Raw genomic sequence first — 20,332 nt, 5'->3', positions numbered from 1 at the left:
CCGGGGCTGTGGCCGGGGCTGGCGCGGTCACCAGGCGCCCTGGCGGACGAGGTGGCGGCGGAGCTTTCCGGTGGAGGTCCGCGGCAGGGACGGCACGAAGCTGACGCTGCGCGGGACCTTGAACGCGGCGAGCCGGTCGCGGGCCAGCGCGACGAGGTCGTCGCTCAGACCGTCCGCAGGGGAGGAGACCGGCACGACGAAGGCGCGCAGCCGGCTGAAGCCGCGCCCGTCGGTGACGGCCGCGACCGCGACCTCCCGCACCGCCGGATGGGCGCGCAGCACGGCCTCCACCTCCAGCGGGGAGACGGTGATCCCGCCGACCATCTCCATGTCGTCGGTGCGGCCCAGATGCCGGTAGGCGCCGTCCGGTTCACGGCGGGCCCGGTCGTGGGTGGCCAGCCAGCCGCCGACGAGGGTGCGTTCCGTCTCCTCGGGCCGGTTCAGATAGCCGGTCGTCACCGTCGGCCCGCGCACCCACAGCTCGCCCTCCTCGCCGTCGGGCACGGGCCGTCCGGCACGGTCGCGCACCTCGACCTCGAACCCCGGCACGGGACGCCCGACGGTGCCGGGGTGGTTGTGGCCGAGGCTGTTGGCGCAGAAGGCGTGACCGGCCTCGGTGGAGCCGATCTGCTCCAGCACCGGCGCCCCGAGCAACTCGCCGACCCGTCCGCCGAGTTCGTCCGGCATGCCCTCGCCGGCCGACACCGCGGCGCGCACCGAGGCGAAGCAGGCCGCGTGCCCGCTGCCCCGGTCGGCGACCAGCGCCGCGAACGCCGACGGCACGGAGTAGAGCAGGCTCACCCGGTGCCGGGCGACGAGCTCGTCGACGGCGGCGGGCGTCGGACGGCGGTCCACCAGCACGGCGGACGACCCGGAGAACAGGGGGAAGACGAACGCGTTGCCGAACCCGTAGGCGAAGTACAGCTTCGACACCGACAGGGTGACGTCGTCCTCGGTGATCCCCAGCAGCCGCCGGCCGATCAGGTCGTGGTACGCCTTCGGGTCGCCGTGCGTGTGCACGACCCCCTTCGGGCGGCCCGTGGTGCCGGAGGTGTACTGCACGTAGAGGGGCGCGTCCGCGTCGACCGGGTGGACGGGCGCCGGCGCGGCGGTCGGGGCGAGCGCGAGGAACTGGTCGGCGCCGAGCCTCGCCCGCTCGCTGAACCGGTCCTCCAGCCCCGGCCCGGTCAGACACAGCACGGCGCCGGTGTCCTCGGCCATGAACGCGTGCTCGGCGGCGGGCAGTTCGGGATTGACGAGGACGGCGACGGCGCCCAGCCGGGCGACCCCGAGAAAGGCCGTCACCCAGGCGATCCCGTCGGGCAGCGCGAGCAGCACCCGGTCGCCGGGCCGCACGCCGTGACCGGCGAGCACACCGGCCGCCCGCGCCGCGAGCGCGTGCACCTCCCCGTGGGTCCACCCCTGATGCCCCTGATGGAAGGCGACCCGGCCGCCCCACCCGCGCCGCTCGGCGAGGTCGTCGAGGTAGGCGGCGAGGTTGCCGGGGGCGCCTGATCCGGAGACGGAGCCGGAGCCTGAGCCGGAGCCGTCCAGGGCTGCTCTGGGCTGGGGAACGGTCAGGGAACGCGCCGTGGCCGTGGCCGTGGCCGTGGCCGTGGCCGGGGGCTGTGGCGTGGTCATGGGCTGTGGCGTGGCCGTGGGCTGCGCTGCCGCGAGCTGCGGTGTGGCCGTGGGCCGGGGCGTCGTCATCGGGTGGCCTCCTTCACGGTGCCCGCGGCGGGGCCGGGCTCCGGGGACTCCGGGCGCGCACCGCGCTGTGCGGTTCTGGCCCCGACCCGGCGCAGCGCGCTCACCTGGGCCTCGGCCGCCTCCGTCGCACGCGACGGCACCCGGGTCCTGGCTGCCGTGTGCTCCCGCAGGGCCCGCATCTGGGCGGCCGTCTTCAGCAGCATCTCGTCGTACTCGGCGACCGGGTCGGAGTCGAGGACGATCGCGCCGCCCGCGCCCAGCTGCAGGATGCCGTCGGCCAGGACGGCGGTGCGGATGACGATGTTGAGGTCGGCGCCTCCGCTGCACCCCAGGTAGCCGAGGGCCCCCGAGTACACGCCGCGCGCCTCGGTCTCCAGCTCGTCGATGATCTCCAGCGTGCGCAGCTTCGGCGCGCCGGTCATCGACCCGCCGGGGAAGCAGGCGCGTACGCAGTCCACCGCGTCGGTGCCCTGGCGCAGCCGTCCCTCGACGGTGGACACGAGCTGGTGCACGGTCGCGTACGTCTCGGTGGCCATGAGCCGGGAGACGCGCACGGTCCCGGTCCGGCAGACCCGCCCCAGGTCGTTGCGGAGCAGGTCGACGATCATCAGGTTCTCGGCGCGGGTCTTGGCGTCCGCCGCGAGCGCGTCCCTGAGCAGGGCGTCCTCCTGCGGATCCGCGCCGCGCGGCGCGGTGCCCTTGATGGGCTTGGCCTCGGCGACGCCGTCCCGGGTGATCCGCAGGAACCGCTCGGGCGAGGAGCCGACCACGTCGAGGTCGCCGAACCTCAGATAGGAGGCGTACGGGGCCGGGTTGACGCGGCGCAGCACCCGGTAGAAGGCGTACGCGTCGTCCGGAGCGGGTAAACGGGCGGCGTTGGTCAGACAGATCTCGTAGCTGGTGCCCGCCGCGAGCTCCCGCTTGCAGGCCTCGATGTCCGCGAGATACGTCGCACGGTCCCGCACCAGCCACGGTTCGACGTCGCCGAGAGCCGGCTCGGCCGCCTCGGCGGGCGCGGGCGCCGGCCGGTCGGTCTCCGTGGGCAGCGAGGTGAGCTGGGCGAGGGTGCTCTCCAGCCACTCCGTGGCCTCCCGGGCAGCCTGCGGGGTGTCCTCCGCGACGCAGACCGCGTAGGTGAAGCCTTCCTCGTGGTCCACCGCGATCAGCCGGTCGGCGAAGAGCCAGCAGGCGTCCGGGGTGGCGGAGCGGTGCGCGTTCGGGGAGCCGCAGTCGGCCTTCGTCTCGTAGCCGAAGTAGCCGACGTAGCCGCCGGTGAAGTCGAAGGGCAGCCCGGTGGCGTCGACCCGACGGTTGGCCAACTGCCGCTTGAGATAGTCGAAGACGCTGGCCCGGACCTTGCGCGCCGGCCGTCCGGCCCGCTCGATCTCGCACGTCCCGGTCTCGACGTCGTACCGGACGAACTCGGCGAGCGGACCGCTGTCGTCACCGAAGAACGAGAACCGGGAGAGCCCCGGCTCGACCCGGGAGCTGTCCAGCCAGAACGCCCGCGGCGAGGCGGCGTACATCCGCGTGAACGCGGCCTCCGCGTCGATCGCCTCGGCGATGCGACGGGTGTGCAGCCGGTGGGCGGGGCCGCCGGACCGGCGCGGACGGGGGATCGGGACGGTCGTCACCGCGGGGGCGCGGCTCGGCATCGCCGCCTCGGTCGGCGGGACCGCGGTGTTCTTCGCCCGCAGCTTGCGGGCCCGCTCGGCGGTGAGGTTGCGGAAGTTCACCAGCATCCGGTGGCCGTACTCGGTGAGCACCGACTCCGGGTGGAACTGCACGCCCCACAGCGGCCTTTCGCGGTGCCGCAGCCCCATCAGGACGCCGTCCTCCGCCCAGGCCGTGGCCTCCAGGGACTCGGGCAGCGGCTCGCGCACGGCCAGCGAGTGGTAGCGGACCGCGGTGAAGTTCTGCGGCAGCCCCTGGAACAGGTCGCGCCCGTCGTGCCGGACGGCCGACAGGTATCCGTGCCGGGGCTCCGGGGCGGGCGCCACCAGGGCGCCCGCCCCGTGCGCGATGCCCTGGTGGCCGAGGCAGACGCCGAGCACCGGCACCGTGGACCCGGCGAGCACCCTGGCGCTGATGCCGAAGTCACGGGCCTTCTCCGGGTGCCCCGGCCCCGGCGACACCACCACGTTGTCGAATTCCGCGAGATCGGGAATCGTGTCGGCGGGGGCGTCATTGAGGATCACGACCGGTTCCTCGCCGTTGACCTCGGCGATCAGCTGGAACAGGTTGTACGTGTACGAGTCGTAATTGTCGATGAGCAGGGTCTTCACCCGCCCACCTCCCTAGGGTCGTTCTCGGTACTACGCGGTCCGTTTATGCCGCCCGCGCAGTGCCTGGAGCGGTGGATACAGCCATTTCTTGAAGAAACGCTGAAGGCGGGGCATGAGAATCCAGGTCACGAGGGCCGTCACGCACAGACAGAGCAGCAGCGTGCGAATGAACGGATTGAGGCCGCCGAGATAAGGAAGCGCGATCACGTTGAAGAGGAGCACCGGCGGGAAAACCGCGCTCATGTTCACGAACCATAGCTTCCATTTCGACGGCGGGGCCGGCGCCTTCGGGACGGCGGTCTGGGAGTCGAACCACACCTTGGAGCCCCGCACGCTCTTGCGGTCCGTCTGCACGGCGATCCCCGCGGCCCGGGCGTCCCACTGCATGCGCGCAGTCGAGTTCTCCCAGGCCCGGGACGTTCCTTCGCTGGCGAAGCGATAGACGACATGCCACTCCGCCTCTCCGTCGACTAGCACGCCACCCCCGAGGAAGCCGGGCTGCTGCGCACTCGCGCCCAGCATGGCCCACCCCCAGGAGTGAAAGTCGGCCTCTCGGCCCGGCGTCACGCGATAAGCCGAGGTGACGGTGACGGGATTACTGGTCACGGTGTCGAGTACGGAGCGGAGGTTCTCAGCGTTCACACATCCTTCAAACTTTTACTAACGTCTGCGGATGTCCGAAACGTGAGTCTTCATGCGTTTTTCGGCGACCTTGGCGGCTTCTGTCGAGGGGGATGTGGAGCGGTACTGCGGGTAACCTTTCCGAATTCTCGGAAGCGCTTGCCGACGAGTCGGGGGAAGTGCACGATCGATTCTCCGTCGAGTTCCCGAACCGAAGGAGATTCATGTCCAGGTACGACTGGAATCTGACCCATGAGGGAATCGAAAGGGCTCGTTCCGTGATCGAACCTGCCCGAAAAGAAGTCACCGCGCATCCCATTTACCAGCGGATCAGCACCCGGGACCACATGGCGACGTTCATGGCGCACCACGTTTTCGCCGTCTGGGACTTCATGTCCCTGCTCAAGTCGCTCCAGCGCGACCTCACCTGCGTCGACGTCCCCTGGGTGCCGCGCGGCTCGGAGGTGAGCCGGCGGCTCATCAACGACATCGTCCTCGTCGAGGAGAGCGACGAGCTGAACGGCGGCTTCACCAGCCACTTCGAGCTGTACCGCGCGGGCATGGACGAGGCCGGCGCCGACACATCCCGCATCGACACGTTCCTCGCGCTGGTCGGCGAGGGGCACGACGTGGCGTCGGCGCTGCGGGTCGCCCAAGTCCCGGCCCCCGCAGCCGAGTTCGTGCGCACGACCTTCGAGATCATCGCCGACCGGCCGCTGCACTGCCGGGCCGCCGCCTTCGCCTTCTCCCGGGAGGACCTCATCCCGGACATGTTCGACCAGGTGATCAAGAAGGAGGGCACCGACCGGTTCCCGCTCTTCTGCGACTACCTCGCCCGGCACATCGAGGTCGACGGCGAGGAGCACACCCCCATGGCCATGCAGATGGTCGCCGACCTGTGCGGCGCCGACGACACCCGCTGGCAGGAGGCCGTCGAGACGGCGACCCTCGCCCTGGAGGCACGAACCCGCCTCTGGGACGGCATCACCGAGGCGATGGCCTGACGGGTGCGTCTCGTGCGCCCGGTGCGCCCGGTGCGTCTCGTGCGTCCGGTGCGTCTCGTGCGTCCGGTGCGTCTCGTGCGTCCGGTGCGTCCGGTGCGTCTCGTGCGTCCGGTGCGTCCGGCGAGCCTGGTGCGCCCGGTGCGTCAGATGAGCCCGGTGCGTCCGGCGCTTCAGGTGCTTCAGGTGCTTCAGGTGCTTCAGGTGCTTCAGGTGCCTCCGGGGCCGACGCCGCCTCCTGTGCCACCGAGGCTGACACCGCCTCCTGTGCCTCCGGGCCTGACACCGCCTCCTGTGCCACCGGGGCCGACTTCGGCTCCTGCGCCTCTGGGGCTGACGCCGGCTCCTGTGTCTCCGGGGCCGACTTCGGCTCCTGCGCCTCTGAGGGTGACGCCAGCTCCTGTGTCTCCGGGGCCGATGCCGCCTCTTGCGCCTCGGGGGCCGACACCGGTTCCTGTGCCTCTGGGGCTGACGCTGTCTCCTGTGCCTTCGGGGTCGACTGCGGCTCCTGTGCCTCCTAGGCGGACTCCGGCTCCTGTGCCTCCAGGGCTGACGCCGGCTCCTGTGCCTCCTGCGTCGACTGCGGCTCCTGTGCCTTCGGGGTCGAATCCGGCTTCTGCGCCTCGGGGGCCGACGCCGGCTCCTGTGTCTCCGGGGTCGACCCCGGGGCCTCGCCGAAGCGGGCCAGCGCCAGCGCCCCCGCTACGGCGACCGCGAACCCCAGCACGGCCAGCCAGCCGAGCCCCTCCCGGGTGCGGTCCCCGAGCCACACCACGCCCACGAGCGCGGGACCGATCGTCTCGCCGATCACTATCCCGGCCGTGGCCGTCGTCACCGACCCCCGCTGCAGCGCCGTCGTCAGCAACAGGAACGCGGCCCCGCCCCCCACCAGCAGGGCGTACGTCGCCGGGTTGGTGAGCAGGTCAGAGGGTGCGAGCGAGTCGACCAGCCGCACCGCCACCTCCACCACCCCGAACCCGCACCCGGCGCCCAGCCCCAGCACCAGCGCCCGCCCCCGCCCGGTGAGCCGCCCGCCCACCAGGCCCAGCAGCAGCACCCCGACCGCCGCACCGAGCATCACCCACGGCAACGCGTCCGGGCCGCTCTCCTCGCCCTCCGTCCCGGAGGCCAGCCCCAGCATGCCCAGCCCCGCGCACACCACCCCCACCGCCAGCCACTCCATGCGGCTCAGCCGCACCCGCAGCAGCCGCGCCGCGACCACCGCGGTCACCGCCAGACTGGAGGCGAGGGCCGCACCTACGGCGTAGATCGGCACCGACCGCAGCGCGGCGATCTGGAACAGGAACCCGAGCCCGTCCAGCGCCAGCCCCGCCAGATACCGCCACTGGCGCACCGCCCGCAGCAACAGCGCCGCGTCCCCACCGCCTCCACCGCCCCGCCCGTCGCTGCCGTCGGCGGCGGCGCGCGCCGCCATCGCCTGCAACACCGTCGCCGTACCGAAGCAGACCGCCGCGCCGAGGGCGCACACCATTCCAAAGAGCACGAAAGGACTGTAGGCGAGAGGCCGGTGGACGGGCCGCCCGCGGTCGCCATCCGACCGATGTCTAGGCTGACGGCCGGAAATCGCCGTAAGGGCGATCCGACAACGGGGACACGGGGAGACGGGAACATGGCGGACACGCGTCGAAAGCTGCGCTCGGGCACGGTCGTACTCGGAGGCATGGGACTGCTCGCGGCGGCCCTCACCGCCTGCTCCTCCGACCCCGACAAGCGCTGCGTCGACCGCGACAGCTACAACCTCGCCAAGGGGTACAAGGTCGTCGCCGACAAGAACTGCAAGTCCACCAAGGCCTCGGCGGCCGGCGTCTGGTACTACGGCGGCAAGAAGCAGGGCTCCTGGGTCGACGGCGGCTCCTTCACCAAGCCCGGCAAGGGATCCGGGGGTTCCTCCAGCAGCAGCGGAGGCGGCAACGGCGTCAGCCGCGGCGGCTTCGGCGGCGACGGGGACAGCGACGGCGGCAGCCACAAGGGCAGCTCCGGCGGCTGAGCGACCGAGCGGCTGAGCGACCGAGCGGCTGAACAGGACACCTGCACCCATGCGACGTCACACGATCGAACCCCGCCCCGACTGGCAGCGCACCGTCGAGGAACAGGGCCTCGTCTACCCCCTCACCCGTCACCCCGACGGCCTCCTGCGCCCCTACTGGGACGAGAGCGCGTACTACGCGTTCACCCTCGACGAGGTCGAGGCGCTGGAGGAGACCGTCGAGGAACTCCACGAGATGTGCCTGGCGGCGGCCGCGCATCTGGTCGACTCCGACCGCCTCGCCGACCTCGGCATCACCGACGCGCGCGTCGCGGCGGCGGTCACCGAGGCCTGGCGCCGACGCGCCGAACTCCCCTCCCTCTACGGCCGGTTCGACCTCCGCTACGACGGCGCCGGCCCGGCGAAACTCCTGGAGTACAACGCCGACACCCCCACCTCCCTCGTGGAGGCCGCCTCCCCCCAGTGGTTCTGGATGGAGGAGCGCTTCCCCGGCGCCGACCAGTGGAACTCCCTCCACGAACGCCTGGTCGCCGCCTGGAAGAAACAGGCCACCCTGCTCCCGCCCGGCAGCCCGCTGCACTTCGCGCACTCCTCCGCCGACGAACTCGGCGAGGACCTCATGACCGTCGCCTACCTCAAGGAGACCGCCGAGCAGGCCGGCCTGGACACCGACTGGATCTCCATGGAGGAGATCGGCTGGGACCCCCTGTCCGGCCGCTTCGTCGACCAGCAACTCCGTTTCATCCGCAGCTGCTTCAAGCTCTATCCCTGGGAGTGGCTCACCACCGACCGTTTCGCCGGTCACGTCCTCGACACCCTCGACAACGGCGGCGGCACCGGCTCCACGATGTGGATCGAGCCGGCCTGGAAGATGCTGCTCAGCAACAAGGCGCTCCTGGCCGTCCTGTGGGAGCTGTACCCCGGCCACCCCAACCTCCTGCCCGCCTACCTCGATGGCCCCCGCGAACTGGCGACCACGACCGGCTACGTCGCCAAGCCCCTGCTGGGCCGCGAGGGCGCCGGCGTCACGGTCCACGAACCGGGTGCCGCCCCCGTCGCCCTGCGCACCGACGAACCCTGCTGCTACCAGCAGTTGGCGCCGCTGCCCGCCTTCGACGGCAACCATGTCGTCCTCGGCGCCTGGGTCGTGGAGGACGAGTCGGCCGGCCTCGGCATCCGCGAGTCCTCCGGCCTGATCACAGACGAGTACGCCCGCTTCCTCCCGCACGTGATCCTGTAGAAGACCCGCAAGCACCGGAAGCACCGGAAGCCTGCAAGCCTGCAAGCACCGGAAGCCCGGCAGCTCAGGAGGCCCCGAGGTCGCTCGCATGGTGGACTCGGGGCCCTGCCCCTGTGACGTGCCCGCTAGGGTGGTGAGCAGGCCGTGACTGGCGCGCTGGGCCCGCTCGTCACATTCCCGTCGTCCGCCCGCAGGGCGGGCTCCGCGGTGTCTGGTGCGTGCGATCGCAAGGCACCGGAGCGCCCTCGTGGCGGAGCCACGTGGGTGGTTCGGCAACACAGCGAGCGTGCGTGCCAGACACCGCGGAGCAGGCGGGAATGTGACGATCGGGCCCGAGGATGGGACGGACCATCGGGGAGCGGCCTGGGAGTAGACAACAGTGCCGTGCGCCTGGGCCGAACCGTGACACCGTGACCGCTTTCCAGCACCACGCCACCCGGAGGCCGACGACATGTCCGAGCAGCAGCCCCTCTCCACCGAGTCCACCGCCTTCCGTGCGGCCCTCGACGTGATCCGCGCCGTCGAGCCGCGTGTCGCCGACGCCATCGGCCAGGAGGTCCACGACCAGCGCGAGATGCTCAAGCTGATCGCCTCCGAGAACTACGCCTCCCCGGCCACCCTCCTCGCGATGGGCAACTGGTTCAGCGACAAGTACGCCGAGGGCACCGTCGGCCGCCGCTTCTACGCCGGCTGTCGCAATGTGGACACGGTCGAGGCGCTCGCCGCCGAGCACGCCCGTGAGCTGTTCGGCGCCCGCCACGCCTACGTTCAGCCGCACTCCGGCATCGACGCCAACCTGGTCGCCTTCTGGGCCGTTCTCGCCGACCGTGTCGAGGTTCCGTTCCTGGAGAAGACCGGCGCCCGCCAGGTCAACGACCTCTCCGAGGCCGACTGGGCGGAACTCCGCCAGGCCTTCGGCAACCAGCGCATGCTCGGCATGTCCCTGGACGCCGGCGGCCACCTCACCCACGGCTTCCGCCCGAACATCTCGGGCAAGATGTTCGACCAGCGCTCCTACGGCACCGACCCGGCGACCGGCCTCATCGACTACGAGGCCTTGCGCGCCTCGGCCCGCGACTTCAAGCCGCTGATCATCGTGGCGGGCTACTCCGCGTACCCCCGTCTGGTGAACTTCCGGATCATGCGGGAGATCGCCGACGAGGTCGGCGCGACCCTGATGGTCGACATGGCGCACTTCGCGGGCCTGGTCGCGGGCAAGGTCCTGACCGGCGACTTCGACCCGGTGCCGCACGCCCAGATCGTGACGACCACCACCCACAAGTCCCTGCGCGGCCCGCGCGGCGGCATGGTCCTGTGCGACGACTCCCTCAAGGACCAGGTCGACCGCGGCTGCCCGATGGTCCTCGGCGGGCCGCTTCCGCATGTCATGGCAGCCAAGGCCGTCGCGCTCGCGGAGGCCCGTCAGCCCTCCTTCCAGGACTACGCCCAGCGCATCGTCGACAACTCCCGCGCGCTGGCCGAGGGCTTGATGAGCCGGGGCGCGACCCTCGTCACCGGCGGCACGGACAACCACCTGAACCTGATCGACGTCGCCTCCTCCTACGGCCTCACCGGCCGTCAGGCCGAGGCCGCGCTGCTCGACTCGGGCATCGTCACCAACCGCAACGCCATCCCCGCCGACCCGAACGGCGCCTGGTACACCTCCGGCATCCGCATCGGCACCCCTGCCCTGACCACGCGCGGCCTGGGCACGGCCGAGATGGACGAGGTGGCGGCCCTGATCGACCGCGTCCTCACCGCCACCGAGCCGGGCACGACGAAGTCGGGCGCCCCGTCCAAGGCCTCCCATGTCCTGGACGCGAAGGTGGCGGACGAGATCTCCCAGCGGGCGACGGACCTGGTCGCGGGCTTCCCCTTGTACCCGGAGATCAACCTCGGCTGACGTCGCCCTCGGCCGGATCCCGTCCGGCGAGCTCAGAGATCGATCAGCTCCTGACGCGGCTCTCCCCGCGAGTCTCCCCGCGGCGGTCCGGCTCCTTGCCGGGCCGCCGCGCGGCGTATCAGCACCAAGCCGCCGGCTCCCACCGCCACGCCCAGGGCCAGTCCCGGTATCGCCCACCAGACGCCATTCCGCGCATCGAGGCCCGCCCCCGTGCCCGAGCCCGCCCCCGTGCCTTTGTCCGAGCCCTGGCCCGAGCTCTCCGAACCGGCGCCGCCGGCGAGCACCCCCTCCTGTTCAGCCCGCGCGAGTACGCTCCTCGGCGCCTGATGCCAGCGGATGTCGTCGTCCTCCACCTCGGGTGCCGGATCCGACCGCACCCACGGGGTGCCGTCCTGGGCCATGAACAGCTGGTCCTGCCGCTCGACGGCCACATCACCGCCCGGCGCCCGCTTGGTCTGCGGCCAGCCCCCGACCCCCGTCAGCCCCCAGATCACGGTGCACCGCACGGGCGGATACCGGCCCTCCTGCCACGCCTCCGGCACCCGCTCCGTCGTGGCGTTCGTCGGCTCGAGCAGCTGCCAGAGCAGGGCGAAGTCCCGCCCGGTCCGCGCGTCCCCGATCCGCAGGGTCGCCGTCCGCCCGGTCGAGCCGGCGATCACCATCGCCACATCGGGGCTGTCACCCCCGTTGTCCGGTGCTGCGCTCGCCCCGGTCACCGTCAGGGCGAGCAGGCCCACCGCCATCGACAGTGCCGCGGCCCATGCGGCCACCCGCGACCTACCGTTCCCCCGAATCATTCGCCTGTCTCCCTCTCTTCCTCTCCCTCTCTCCCGCCCTCCGTGCCTTGCCCCGGAGCGGCTCGGCGTCCCCGCCCGCGGTGTCACTCCTGGTACACCGCCCAGCCGCCCGGGGTTCCCACCGCACCGGGTCCGATGTCGACGCCGTCCACGACCTCCCCGGACAGACCACCCAGCCCACACCGCCCTTAAGGGCGGTCCAGCGAGCGTGCGATCTCCATGGCCCGCGCCTTTGACGACACGCCCTCCAAGCGGAGCGTGACATCGCCGGCGGCGGCGCCGTGCGCCCACAACAGCGTCGGCCCGGCCGTCCGCTTCTCGCGGGTGTAGCGGTTGCCGTCGGCGTCCACCAGCCAGAAGCTCAGCAGGTGCGGCTTCGGAAACCAGAGGGCAGGTTCAGGAGCCCCGCCGCCGGGGGGCGCCGCGTCCAGTTCCACCCACTCCGGGAGCTCGCGCAGGGTCTTGGCGAAGCTGACGTCCAGGTGCGCCGGATACTCGTCCAGCCGGATCGGCCGGTCGTCCACGCTCCAGCACAGGCTGATCAGGAACCGTCCCTGTGGTTCGCGGGTCACCGCCACCTCGTCCGGGGCGCCCAGCGCGTCCGGCACCAGCGGCTCGAACCCGGCCGCGAGCCTGGCCTCGGCGAGGGACAGCGAACCGCCGCAGGCGGGCGCCTTCGCGCCGGGGTCGGGGGACGCGGACGGGTCGTACCGCACCTCGACGCCGCCGAAGTCGAACCAGTCGACCACGGCCGCTCGCACCGGGGGCGTGAGCACGAGCACGGTCAGCAGACCGCACAGCGCGGCCGTCAGCGAACGCCATCGCACCCGCGTCCAGCGCCGCACGGCCCGCAGCCGCTCGGCCGCCCCCGGCGGCTCGGCCACCGGCACCGGCACCCGCTCGGCGAGTATCTGCGCCAGCACCCGCTCGGCCATCGTCTCGCCGATGTCGATCCCGCTGATCCCGCTGAACCCACTGATCCCGTCGACCCCACCGACCCCGTCGACCGCGTTGACCCCGTCGCCTCTCGGCGCGTCCAGCGATCGTCCGAGCGCCCGCAGTTCCTCCGGCAGCCGGGCGGCAGGCCCGCGGGGATCCCGTGCGGCGCCCTCACCGTCGTACGGCTCACTCATGCTTCAATCACCCCCTTCCCGAGGCTGAAAGTCCGGCAGCAGTCGGCTCAGTCTGCGCAGGGCGCGGTTGAGTCGGGACTTCACCGTCCCCCGGGGCCAGCCGAGGGCCTGGGCCGTCTCGGACTCGTCCATCTCCAGGAGATAGCGGTACGTGACCACCAGCCGGTGCTCCTCGCTCAGCTTCTCCAGGGCTGCCAGCAGTGCCGTGCGGCGCTCGGTCTCGAGCGTCGCGACCGCCGGGTCGGCCGATTCCGGTATCAGCGGCTCCGCCTCCACGAGGGCCGCCTCGCGGCCGGCCAGCGTCCGCTGCCGCGCCGCCGTACGCACTGTGTTCCTCGTCTCATTGGCGACGATCGACAGCAGCCACGGCTTGAACGCGGCCCCGTCCCGGAACCGGCCCAGCGCGTAGTACGCCTTCACAAAGGCCTGCTGCACCACGTCCTCCGCGTCCGCACCCGCCCCGAGCGCGGCGGCCGCCCGCAGGGCGATGCCCGTGTGGGCCCGCACCAGCTCCGCGTACGCCTCCGGCTCTCCGGTGCGTACGCGTGCGATCACCGCGGCCTCATCGACGATGCGGCCCCCCTCCCGCGCTCTCACGTTCTTGGTACACCGCTCGAGCCCGATCGGTTCCCGACCCGGGTCACATCTGTTTCGCGCGCGTTCCGGAGCGCCCCTGAAGCTCTGCGAGAATGGTGCGCATGGCCTCAGACCGTCCTCGCGTGCTCTCCGGAATCCAGCCCACCGCAGGCTCGTTCCACCTCGGCAACTACCTCGGCGCCGTCCGCCAGTGGGTGGCCCTGCAGGAGTCCCACGACGCGTTCTACATGGTCGTCGACCTGCACGCGATCACGGTCCCGCAGGACCCGAAGGAGCTCACGGCCAACACCCGCCTGGCCGCGGCGCAGCTCCTCGCGGCCGGCCTGGACCCGGACCGCTGCACGCTCTTCGTCCAGAGCCACGTCCCCGAGCACGCCCAGCTCGCCTGGGTCATGAACTGCCTCACCGGCTTCGGCGAGGCCTCCCGTATGACGCAGTTCAAGGACAAGTCCGCCAGGCAGGGCGCCGACCGCGCCTCCGTGGGCCTGTTCACTTACCCGATCCTGCAGGTCGCGGACATCCTGCTGTACCAGGCCGACGAGGTGCCGGTCGGCGAGGACCAGCGTCAGCACGTCGAGCTCACCCGCGACCTCGCCACGCGCTTCAACGGCCGCTACGGCGAGACGTTCACGATCCCGAAGCCGTACATCCTGAAGGAGACGGGCAAGATCTACGACCTTCAGGACCCGTCGATCAAGATGAGCAAGTCGGCGTCCACGCCGAAGGGCCTCATCAACCTGCTCGACGACCCGAAGGCCACCGCCAAGAAGGTCAGGAGCGCGGTCACGGACACCGACACGGTCGTCCGCTACGACCCCGAGAACAAGCCGGGCGTGAGCAACCTGCTCGGCATCTACTCGACCCTCACCGGCACGACCGTCCCGGAGCTGGAGCGGCAGTACGAGGGCAAGCTCTACGGCGCGCTCAAGACCGACCTCGCCGATGTGGTCGTCGAGTTCGTGACGCCGTTCCGGGACCGGACGCAGCAGTACCTGGACGACCCCGAGACGCTCGACGCGCTCCTCGCCAAGGGCGCCGAGAAGGCCCGCGCCGTCGCCGCGGAGACGCTTTCCCAGACGTACGAGCGCGTGGGCTTCCTGGCCGCGAAGCACTGAGCGGCGCTCGGAAGCACCCGGGGCGCACCGTACACACGTTCCTCTGGGCAGAGCGCTGCACATCACTTTCCCTGCGCCTGCCCAGAGCACAGCCGTGGCCGTACAGTCGATAGCCGTACGACTGAGTACGAACCCGGCGCCACACCCCGCCATGACGACATGACGACAGGAGAAGACGTGGGGACCGTAACGATCGGCGTGTCGATCGCGGTCCCGGAGCCTCACGGCAGCCTGCTCCAGGAGCGGCGCGCGGGCTTCGGCGACGCCGCGGCTCATGGCATCCGCACCCACGTCACGCTGCTGCCGCCGACCGAGATCGAGCCGGGCGCGCTCGCGGCGGTCCACGCGCACCTCACCGAGGTGGCCGCGGCCGGCCGGCCCTTCCCGATGCGGCTGTCCGGCACGGGCACCTTCCGGCCCCTGTCGCCGGTGGTCTACGTGAAGGTCGTCGAGGGCGCCGAGGCCTGCGCCTGGCTCCAGCACCGGGTCCGTGACGTCTCCGGGCCGCTCACCCGCGAGCTGCAGTTCCCCTACCACCCGCACGTCACCGTCGCGCACGGCATCGACGAGGCGGCGATGGACCGGGCCTTCGAGGAGCTCGCCCACTACGAGGCCGAGTGGTCCTGCACCGGCTTCTCCCTCCACGAGCAGGGTCCCGACGGCGTCTGGCGCAAGCTGCGCGAGTACGCCTTCGGCGGCGCGACCGTCCCCCCGCAGGCAGCCCACGCCGACCGCAACTCGCTGCCGACGCACTAGCCGAGGCGCCGGACAGGTCCGGGACCGGTCCTGGACAGGTCAGGTCCGGGGCAGTTCTAGAGGGGGAGCCGTCGGTACATCGCGCGTGGGGCGTGGCGTAGTGCGGACATCACCAGGCGCAGCATTCCCGGCGCCCACACCGTCTCCGACCGTCGCCGGAGCCCCAGTTCGACGGCCGTCGCGATCTCTCCCGGCGTCGTCGTCCACGGCTGCCGCGCCCGTCCCGCGGCCGCGCCCGTCCGCACCGAGCCGGGGCGTACGACCATGACGTGGACGCCCGTGCCGTGCAGCGCGTCGCCCAGACCCTGGGCGAAGACGTCGAGGCCGGCCTTGCTCGAGCCGTAGATGAAGTCCGAGCGGCGGGCCCGCTCGCCGGCGACGGAGGACAGGACGACCAGGGAGCCGTGCCCCTGCGTCTGCAGGGCCCGGGCGGCGATCAGCCCCGCCGACACCCCGCCCGTGTAGTTGGTCTGCGCGACGCGCACCGCGGCCGCCGGTTCGCGCTCGTCGTTCGCCTGGTCGCCGAGGACGCCGAAGGCGAGCAGCACCAGGTCGACGTCGCCCTCGGCGAAGACCTTGCCGAGGACCGCCTCGTGCGACGTGGGGTCCTGCGCGTCGAAGGGCACGGTGTGGACGTCCGCCCCGAGGACGCGCAACTGCGCGGCGGCCGACTCCAGGTCGGGGGACGGCCGTCCGGCCAGCCACACCGTGCGGATGCGGCGGGCGATCAGCCGGCGTGCGGTGGCCAGCGCGATCTCTGACGTGCCGCCGAGGACGAGCATGGACTGGGGCAGGCCGAAGGCGTCCTTCATGAGCATGGAGATGACCGTATCGCCCCGCTATGGCGCGTTGGTCGCCCAACATTCGTCCGCTACCCGAAATGGGTGACCGGGCTTTTCGGGTACTCGCACAGGGGTGGTCGACAACTGAAGCAGAGACTGGGGCAGAGTTCGGATCATGGACTGGCTGAAGAAGCTTCCCGGCATCGGGCCGTGGGTCACGCGCCTCATGGCCACGCACGCGTGGCGGTCGTACGAGCGCCTGGACCGGGTGAAGTGGACGCGGCTGGCCGCCGCGATGACGTTCGTCAGCTTCGTCGCGCTGTTCCCGCTGCTGACCGTGGCCGCCGCCGTGGCCGCCGCCACCCTCAGCGAGTCCCGGCAGCAGGAACTCCAGGACAAGATCGCCGATCAGGTCCCCGGCATCTCCGACCAGTTGGACATCAACGGCCTGGTCCAGAACGCCGGCGCCATCGGCCTCATCGCCGGCGCGGCACTGCTGTTCACCGGCATCGGCTGGGTCGGTCAGATGCGGGACTGTCTGCGCGCGGTGTGGGAGCGGCCCGACGACGACGAGAACCCCGTCCTGCGCAAGGCCAAGGACATGGGCGTCCTCGTCGGCTTCGGCGGCGCCGTGCTGGTCACCCTCGCCATCTCCACCGTCGCCTCGGCCCTGGTCGGCCGGATCACCGACGCCCTCGGCATCGACGACGCGGGCTGGGGCGGCATCCTGCTGCGCATCGCCGCCTTCACCATCGCCGTCCTCGCCGACTTCCTGCTCCTGCTGTACGTCCTCACCCTGCTGCCGGGCGTCGAACCGACCCGCCGTCGCCTCGTGGTGGCCGCGCTGATCGGCGCCGTCGGCTTCGAACTGCTGAAGCTGCTGCTGAGCGGCTATATGCAGGGCGTGGCCGGGAAGAGCATGTACGGCGCGTTCGGCGTGCCCATCGCGCTGCTGCTGTGGATCAACTTCACGTCGAAACTGATCCTGTTCTGCGCGTCCTGGACGGCGACCGGCACCGCCCCCGACAACCCGCGGGACATCGACGTCAGCGACGACGTCGTACCAGGTCCGGCAGCGGCCAGCGGCGGTTGACGAGGAACGCGCCGCCCGCGAGCAGCACCAGCAGCCCGCCGGTGATCGCCAGCGCGATCCAGATGCCGCGCGAGCCGTCCTCGGCGACCGCGCCGGCCACCGGCTTCGACGACACGTTCCCGGCGCCGCCGGCCTGCCCTGAGTCCGGGGAGGAGGACGGCTTCGCGCCGGGCTGCGCGCTGGCCTGCGCGGCGCCCTTCGGCGGGACCAGCTCGCCCACCGGCGTCACCTTGCCGGCCGCCTGGAAGCCCCAGTCGAAGAGCTTGGCGGTCTCCTTGTAGACCTCGTTGTGGTCGGTCTTCGACGGGTTCATGACCGTCACCAGCAGCACCTTGCCGCCGCGCTCGGCCACGCCGGTGAACGTGGCGCCCGCGTTGGTGGTGTTGCCGTTCTTGACGCCCGCGATGCCCGGGTACTGCGAGATGTCGTAGTCGCCGGCGAGCAGCCGGTTGGTGTTCTGGATCTCGAAGGTCCCGCGGGTCGTCTTGCCCTTCTTGTCCTTCTTCGTCTCGGCCGGGAACTTGGCCGAGACGGTCGAGCAGTACTCCCGGAAGTCCTTCTTCTGCAGACCCGAGCGGGCGAACAGCGTCAGGTCGTACGCCGACGACACCTGACCGGAGGCGTCGTAGCCGTCGGGGGAGACGACGTGCGTGTCGAGGGCCTGGAGCTCCTCGGCGTGCTCGTTCATCTCCTTCACCGTGTTGGCCACGCCGCCGTTCATCGCCGACAGCACGTGCACGGCGTCGTTGCCGGAGCGCAGGAAGACGCCGAGCCACAGGTCGTGGACCGTATACGTCTCGCCCTCCTTTATGCCGACCAGGCTGGAGCCCGACCCCATGCCGGCCAGGTCCTTCGGGTCGACCTTGTGCGTGGTGGTCTTCGGGAACCTGGGCAGCACGGTGTCGGCGAACAGCATCTTCATCGTGCTCGCCGGGGGCAGCCGCCAGTGCGCGTTGTGCGAGGCGAGCACGTCTCCCGACTCGGCGTCCGCGACGATCCACGACCGCGCGGTGAGGTCCTTCGGCAGCACCGGCGCGCCGCCCGCGATCGCCACCTGCGTCCCGGCCTGCCCGAGTCGCGTGCCGCCCACGGTCGACATGTTCGCCGGGGGAGTGGCCGAGGGGGAGGCACTGGCCGACGGCGCGGGCGACTTGCCGGTCGTCGGCGACGGTGACGACGTCGTACCGGCCGACGGTTTCGGCGACGGGCTCGGCGCCGCGAGCGAGACGGGCGCGGTCAGCGCGAGGGACGCGAGGGTCGCGGAGGTGACCAGCAGGGATCGCCTGAAGGTCTGCTTCATGGGTGCGGGCACGACGGAGAACGTACCTGGCACACGACGGGAAGTCCCACCGCCCTCCCCACCCCGGTCATGGAACCGGACACCCGGCGGCGATACTGAACCCATGAAGCTCAGCCGCCCCGTCTCCTGGTTCCTGCTCGCCTTCGGGGTGTGGAGCTGGGTCATCTGGGTCACTTTCGTCAAAAACCTGGTCAAGGACAGCAGTGGGCTCGCCTTCGAGGACGGCGACCCCACGGCGTACTTCTGGGTGCACCTGACGCTGGCCGTGGTCTCCTTCGTATTGGGGACGGTCGTCGGGGCCATCGGGTTGCGTGGTCTGCGCGCACTGCGTCGGACGTCATGACGATGGTGATCGTCTTCGCGCTGCTCGCGCTGGCAGTGCTCGTCGCGGCCAACTGGTACCTGTGGCGCCGCCTGTTCCGGGACACGACCCGAGGCCCCGGCTGGGCCCGCCGCGGCGGCGCCGTGCTGATCGGGGGCGGCTGGGCCCTGGCGTTCGGCGCCCTGGCCGCGGAACGCGCCGGCGCCCCCTTCTGGCTCCAGCGCACCCTGGCCTGGCCGGGCTTCCTGTGGCTGGCCCTATCGGTCTACCTGCTCCTGGGCGTGCTCGCCGGCGAGGCCGTACGGCCGCTGCTCCACCGCTTCCTGCAGAAACGCTCAAGCGTCGGGGCGCCCACCGAGACACCGGCCCCGCGGCCGCACCCGAAACCGAAGCCGGATCCGGTCCCGACGGCGGCGGCCACCCCCGGGCAGCCCGCCCCCGTACAGCCGAAGCAGCCCGCCCCTGGGCAGTTGGAGCCAGGTCAGTCGGAGTCCGGGCAGCCAGAGTCCGGTCGGCCGGAGGTCGGGGAGTCGGAGTCCGGTCGGCCGGAGTCCGGCCAGTCGGGGAGCGGGACGTCGGAGAGCGGGGCGTCGGTCGGCGAGACGGCGGCGCCCTCGCGTCGGCTCTTCGTCTCGCGCGTCGTGGGCGGTGCGGCCGCCGCGGCCGCCGTGGGGACGGTCGGGTACGGGAGCTACGGGGTCCTGCGCGGCCCCCGGGTCAAGCGGGTCACCGTCCCGCTCGCCAAGCTGCCGCGCGCCGCGCACGGGTACCGGATCGCCGTCGTCAGCGACATCCACCTCGGCCCGATCCTCGGCAGGGGCTTCGCGCAGCAGGTCGTCGACACGATCAACGCGACGCAGCCCGACCTGATCGCCGTCGTCGGCGACCTGGTCGACGGCAGCGTGAAGGACCTGGGTCCGGCCGCCGCCCCGCTCGCGCAGCTGAAGGCCCGTCACGGCAGCTTCTTCGTCACCGGCAACCACGAGTACTTCTCCGGCGCCGAACAATGGGTTCGGGAAGTGCGGCGGCTCGGCCTGAACCCGCTGGAGAACGCCCGCACCGAACTCCCCTGGTTCGACCTGGCCGGTGTCAACGACATCGCGGGCGAGAGCGAGGGCCAGGGCCCCGACTTCACCCGGGCGCTCGGCGACCGGGACACCACGCGCGCGTGCGTCCTCCTCGCCCACCAGCCGGTCCAGATCCATGACGCCGTCGACCACGGCGTCGACCTCCAGCTCTCCGGGCACACCCACGGCGGCCAGTTGTGGCCCGGCAACTTCATCGCGGAGGCGGCCAATCCGACCGTCGCGGGCCTGGAGCGGTACGGCGACACCCAGTTGTACGTGTCCCGGGGCGCGGGCGCCTGGGGCCCGCCCACCCGCGTGGGCGCCCCGTCCGACATCACGGTGATCGAACTGGCCTCGAAACAGGCCTGAGGCAGCCCCGCGAAACAGGCCTGAGGGAGACGAGGCAGAACCTGAGAAGAAGCTGTGAAACTCGGCGGAAACAGTGCGTCGGTAAGTTCTTTCTCATCTCGTCAGAATCCTCTTCCCTCACCCGAAACTCCTGTGATTAGGTGAGCCCGCCGCCAAGGGGAGCGGCACTTTTTTGTTGACTGGGCCCGGCTTGCGGGCCTGGGGAGGCAGGGCATCACCATGCGGTCCGTTCG

General features: G+C 71.6%; 18 protein-coding genes. 9 read left to right on the top strand and 9 right to left on the bottom strand.

Features of this window, described 5'->3' with window-relative positions; genetic code table 11:
* Positions 1-27 precede the first annotated feature (27 nt).
* From ACIBAF_RS08450 to ACIBAF_RS08440, 3 genes are read right to left on the bottom strand one after another with little or no spacing between them, the layout of a single operon-like run.
* On the bottom strand, positions 28-1,710 hold the full coding sequence (locus tag ACIBAF_RS08450) for a benzoate-CoA ligase family protein (RefSeq protein ID WP_399462361.1): 1,683 nt from the start codon (positions 1,708-1,710) through the stop codon (positions 28-30).
* On the bottom strand, positions 1,707-3,995 hold the full coding sequence (pabB, locus tag ACIBAF_RS08445; RefSeq protein ID WP_399462360.1) for an aminodeoxychorismate synthase component I: 2,289 nt from the start codon (positions 3,993-3,995) through the stop codon (positions 1,707-1,709). The genes ACIBAF_RS08450 and pabB overlap by 4 nt, the downstream gene beginning before the upstream one ends.
* A gap of 30 nt (positions 3,996-4,025) precedes the next feature.
* Positions 4,026-4,637 (bottom strand): hypothetical protein, encoded by a 612-nt coding sequence (locus ACIBAF_RS08440; protein WP_399462359.1) that lies wholly within the window; start codon positions 4,635-4,637, stop codon positions 4,026-4,028.
* Positions 4,638-4,840: 203 nt separating this feature from the next.
* On the opposite strand from ACIBAF_RS08440, the gene ACIBAF_RS08435 reads away from it, so the two are divergent.
* The gene (locus ACIBAF_RS08435) at positions 4,841-5,620 is read left to right on the top strand and encodes a DUF3050 domain-containing protein (protein WP_399462358.1); all 780 of its coding nucleotides are present in this window, start codon (positions 4,841-4,843) and stop codon (positions 5,618-5,620) included.
* A 514-nt stretch (positions 5,621-6,134) separates the two neighbouring features.
* Here the strand turns inward: ACIBAF_RS08435 and ACIBAF_RS08430 are convergent.
* Positions 6,135-7,109 carry a hypothetical protein gene (locus ACIBAF_RS08430; RefSeq protein WP_399462398.1) on the bottom strand — a complete coding sequence of 325 codons (975 nt, stop codon included), beginning with the start codon at positions 7,107-7,109 and terminating at the stop codon, positions 6,135-6,137.
* Positions 7,110-7,247: 138 nt separating this feature from the next.
* On the opposite strand from ACIBAF_RS08430, the gene ACIBAF_RS08425 reads away from it, so the two are divergent.
* From ACIBAF_RS08425 to ACIBAF_RS08415, 3 genes are all read left to right on the top strand, one after another.
* A complete protein-coding gene (locus ACIBAF_RS08425) occupies positions 7,248-7,625 on the top strand; it encodes a hypothetical protein (RefSeq protein WP_399462357.1) in 378 nt (125 codons plus the stop codon).
* Positions 7,626-7,674: 49 nt separating this feature from the next.
* Positions 7,675-8,865 carry a glutathionylspermidine synthase family protein gene (locus tag ACIBAF_RS08420; RefSeq protein WP_399462356.1) on the top strand — a complete coding sequence of 397 codons (1,191 nt, stop codon included), beginning with the start codon at positions 7,675-7,677 and terminating at the stop codon, positions 8,863-8,865.
* A 451-nt stretch (positions 8,866-9,316) separates the two neighbouring features.
* Positions 9,317-10,768 (top strand): glycine hydroxymethyltransferase, encoded by a 1,452-nt coding sequence (locus ACIBAF_RS08415; RefSeq protein ID WP_399462355.1) that lies wholly within the window; start codon positions 9,317-9,319, stop codon positions 10,766-10,768.
* A gap of 32 nt (positions 10,769-10,800) precedes the next feature.
* Here ACIBAF_RS08415 and ACIBAF_RS08410 read toward each other — a convergent pair whose 3' ends face one another.
* The 3 genes from ACIBAF_RS08410 to ACIBAF_RS08400 all read right to left on the bottom strand — a co-directional run bounded on the left by ACIBAF_RS08410 (position 10,801) and on the right by ACIBAF_RS08400 (position 13,253).
* Positions 10,801-11,511, bottom strand: a complete 711-nt coding sequence (locus tag ACIBAF_RS08410) for a hypothetical protein (protein ID WP_399462397.1) — start codon at positions 11,509-11,511, stop codon at positions 10,801-10,803.
* Positions 11,512-11,753: 242 nt separating this feature from the next.
* On the bottom strand, positions 11,754-12,698 hold the full coding sequence (locus ACIBAF_RS08405; protein ID WP_399462354.1) for a hypothetical protein: 945 nt from the start codon (positions 12,696-12,698) through the stop codon (positions 11,754-11,756).
* 3 nt (positions 12,699-12,701) lie between these two features.
* Positions 12,702-13,253: an RNA polymerase sigma factor gene (locus tag ACIBAF_RS08400; protein WP_399462352.1), complete on the bottom strand. Its 552-nt coding sequence runs from the start codon at positions 13,251-13,253 to the stop codon at positions 12,702-12,704.
* A gap of 143 nt (positions 13,254-13,396) precedes the next feature.
* On the opposite strand from ACIBAF_RS08400, the gene trpS reads away from it, so the two are divergent.
* Together trpS and ACIBAF_RS08390 are read left to right on the top strand one after the other, a co-directional pair.
* On the top strand, positions 13,397-14,410 hold the full coding sequence (gene trpS, locus ACIBAF_RS08395; protein WP_399462351.1) for a tryptophan--tRNA ligase: 1,014 nt from the start codon (positions 13,397-13,399) through the stop codon (positions 14,408-14,410).
* Between the two features lie 177 nt (positions 14,411-14,587).
* Positions 14,588-15,166 (top strand): 2'-5' RNA ligase family protein, encoded by a 579-nt coding sequence (locus ACIBAF_RS08390; protein ID WP_399462350.1) that lies wholly within the window; start codon positions 14,588-14,590, stop codon positions 15,164-15,166.
* Between the two features lie 56 nt (positions 15,167-15,222).
* Here ACIBAF_RS08390 and ACIBAF_RS08385 read toward each other — a convergent pair whose 3' ends face one another.
* The gene (locus ACIBAF_RS08385) at positions 15,223-15,978 is read right to left on the bottom strand and encodes a decaprenylphospho-beta-D-erythro-pentofuranosid-2-ulose 2-reductase (protein ID WP_399462396.1); all 756 of its coding nucleotides are present in this window, start codon (positions 15,976-15,978) and stop codon (positions 15,223-15,225) included.
* 145 nt (positions 15,979-16,123) lie between these two features.
* Between ACIBAF_RS08385 and ACIBAF_RS08380 the strand changes: the two genes are divergently transcribed.
* Positions 16,124-17,041 carry a YihY/virulence factor BrkB family protein gene (locus ACIBAF_RS08380; RefSeq protein WP_399462349.1) on the top strand — a complete coding sequence of 306 codons (918 nt, stop codon included), beginning with the start codon at positions 16,124-16,126 and terminating at the stop codon, positions 17,039-17,041.
* Here ACIBAF_RS08380 and ACIBAF_RS08375 read toward each other — a convergent pair.
* A complete protein-coding gene (locus ACIBAF_RS08375; protein WP_399462348.1) occupies positions 16,995-18,353 on the bottom strand; it encodes a D-alanyl-D-alanine carboxypeptidase family protein in 1,359 nt (452 codons plus the stop codon). The genes ACIBAF_RS08380 and ACIBAF_RS08375 overlap by 47 nt on opposite strands.
* A gap of 91 nt (positions 18,354-18,444) precedes the next feature.
* Between ACIBAF_RS08375 and ACIBAF_RS08370 the strand changes: the two genes are divergently transcribed.
* Positions 18,445-18,684, top strand: a complete 240-nt coding sequence (locus ACIBAF_RS08370; RefSeq protein ID WP_399462347.1) for an SCO4848 family membrane protein — start codon at positions 18,445-18,447, stop codon at positions 18,682-18,684.
* Between the two features lie 2 nt (positions 18,685-18,686).
* Complete coding sequence (locus tag ACIBAF_RS08365) at positions 18,687-20,099, top strand: metallophosphoesterase (RefSeq protein WP_399462395.1); 1,413 nt, start codon at positions 18,687-18,689, stop codon at positions 20,097-20,099.
* Positions 20,100-20,332 lie beyond the last annotated feature (233 nt).

Source organism: Streptomyces sp. NPDC051677 (genome assembly GCF_044453465.1).
In the GTDB taxonomy this organism is placed as follows: Bacteria; Actinomycetota; Actinomycetes; order Streptomycetales; family Streptomycetaceae; genus Streptomyces.
Note: the sequence above shows the minus strand (reverse complement) of the source record. Positions and strands in the feature narration are given on the sequence as shown.

Coding starts and splice junctions, on each gene's coding strand:
- ACIBAF_RS08405 (WP_399462354.1), bottom strand. CDS start 12,698: ATGAGTGAGCCGTACGACGGTGAGGGCGCCGCACGGGATCCCCGCGGG.
- ACIBAF_RS08365 (WP_399462395.1), top strand. CDS start 18,687: ATGGTGATCGTCTTCGCGCTGCTCGCGCTGGCAGTGCTCGTCGCGGCC.
- ACIBAF_RS08430 (WP_399462398.1), bottom strand. CDS start 7,109: ATGGTGTGCGCCCTCGGCGCGGCGGTCTGCTTCGGTACGGCGACGGTG.
- ACIBAF_RS08450 (WP_399462361.1), bottom strand. CDS start 1,710: ATGACGACGCCCCGGCCCACGGCCACACCGCAGCTCGCGGCAGCGCAG.
- ACIBAF_RS08380 (WP_399462349.1), top strand. CDS start 16,124: ATGGACTGGCTGAAGAAGCTTCCCGGCATCGGGCCGTGGGTCACGCGC.
- ACIBAF_RS08370 (WP_399462347.1), top strand. CDS start 18,445: ATGAAGCTCAGCCGCCCCGTCTCCTGGTTCCTGCTCGCCTTCGGGGTG.
- ACIBAF_RS08420 (WP_399462356.1), top strand. CDS start 7,675: ATGCGACGTCACACGATCGAACCCCGCCCCGACTGGCAGCGCACCGTC.
- ACIBAF_RS08410 (WP_399462397.1), bottom strand. CDS start 11,511: ATGGCGGTGGGCCTGCTCGCCCTGACGGTGACCGGGGCGAGCGCAGCA.
- ACIBAF_RS08425 (WP_399462357.1), top strand. CDS start 7,248: ATGGCGGACACGCGTCGAAAGCTGCGCTCGGGCACGGTCGTACTCGGA.
- trpS (WP_399462351.1), top strand. CDS start 13,397: ATGGCCTCAGACCGTCCTCGCGTGCTCTCCGGAATCCAGCCCACCGCA.
- ACIBAF_RS08415 (WP_399462355.1), top strand. CDS start 9,317: ATGTCCGAGCAGCAGCCCCTCTCCACCGAGTCCACCGCCTTCCGTGCG.
- ACIBAF_RS08385 (WP_399462396.1), bottom strand. CDS start 15,978: ATGAAGGACGCCTTCGGCCTGCCCCAGTCCATGCTCGTCCTCGGCGGC.
- ACIBAF_RS08435 (WP_399462358.1), top strand. CDS start 4,841: ATGTCCAGGTACGACTGGAATCTGACCCATGAGGGAATCGAAAGGGCT.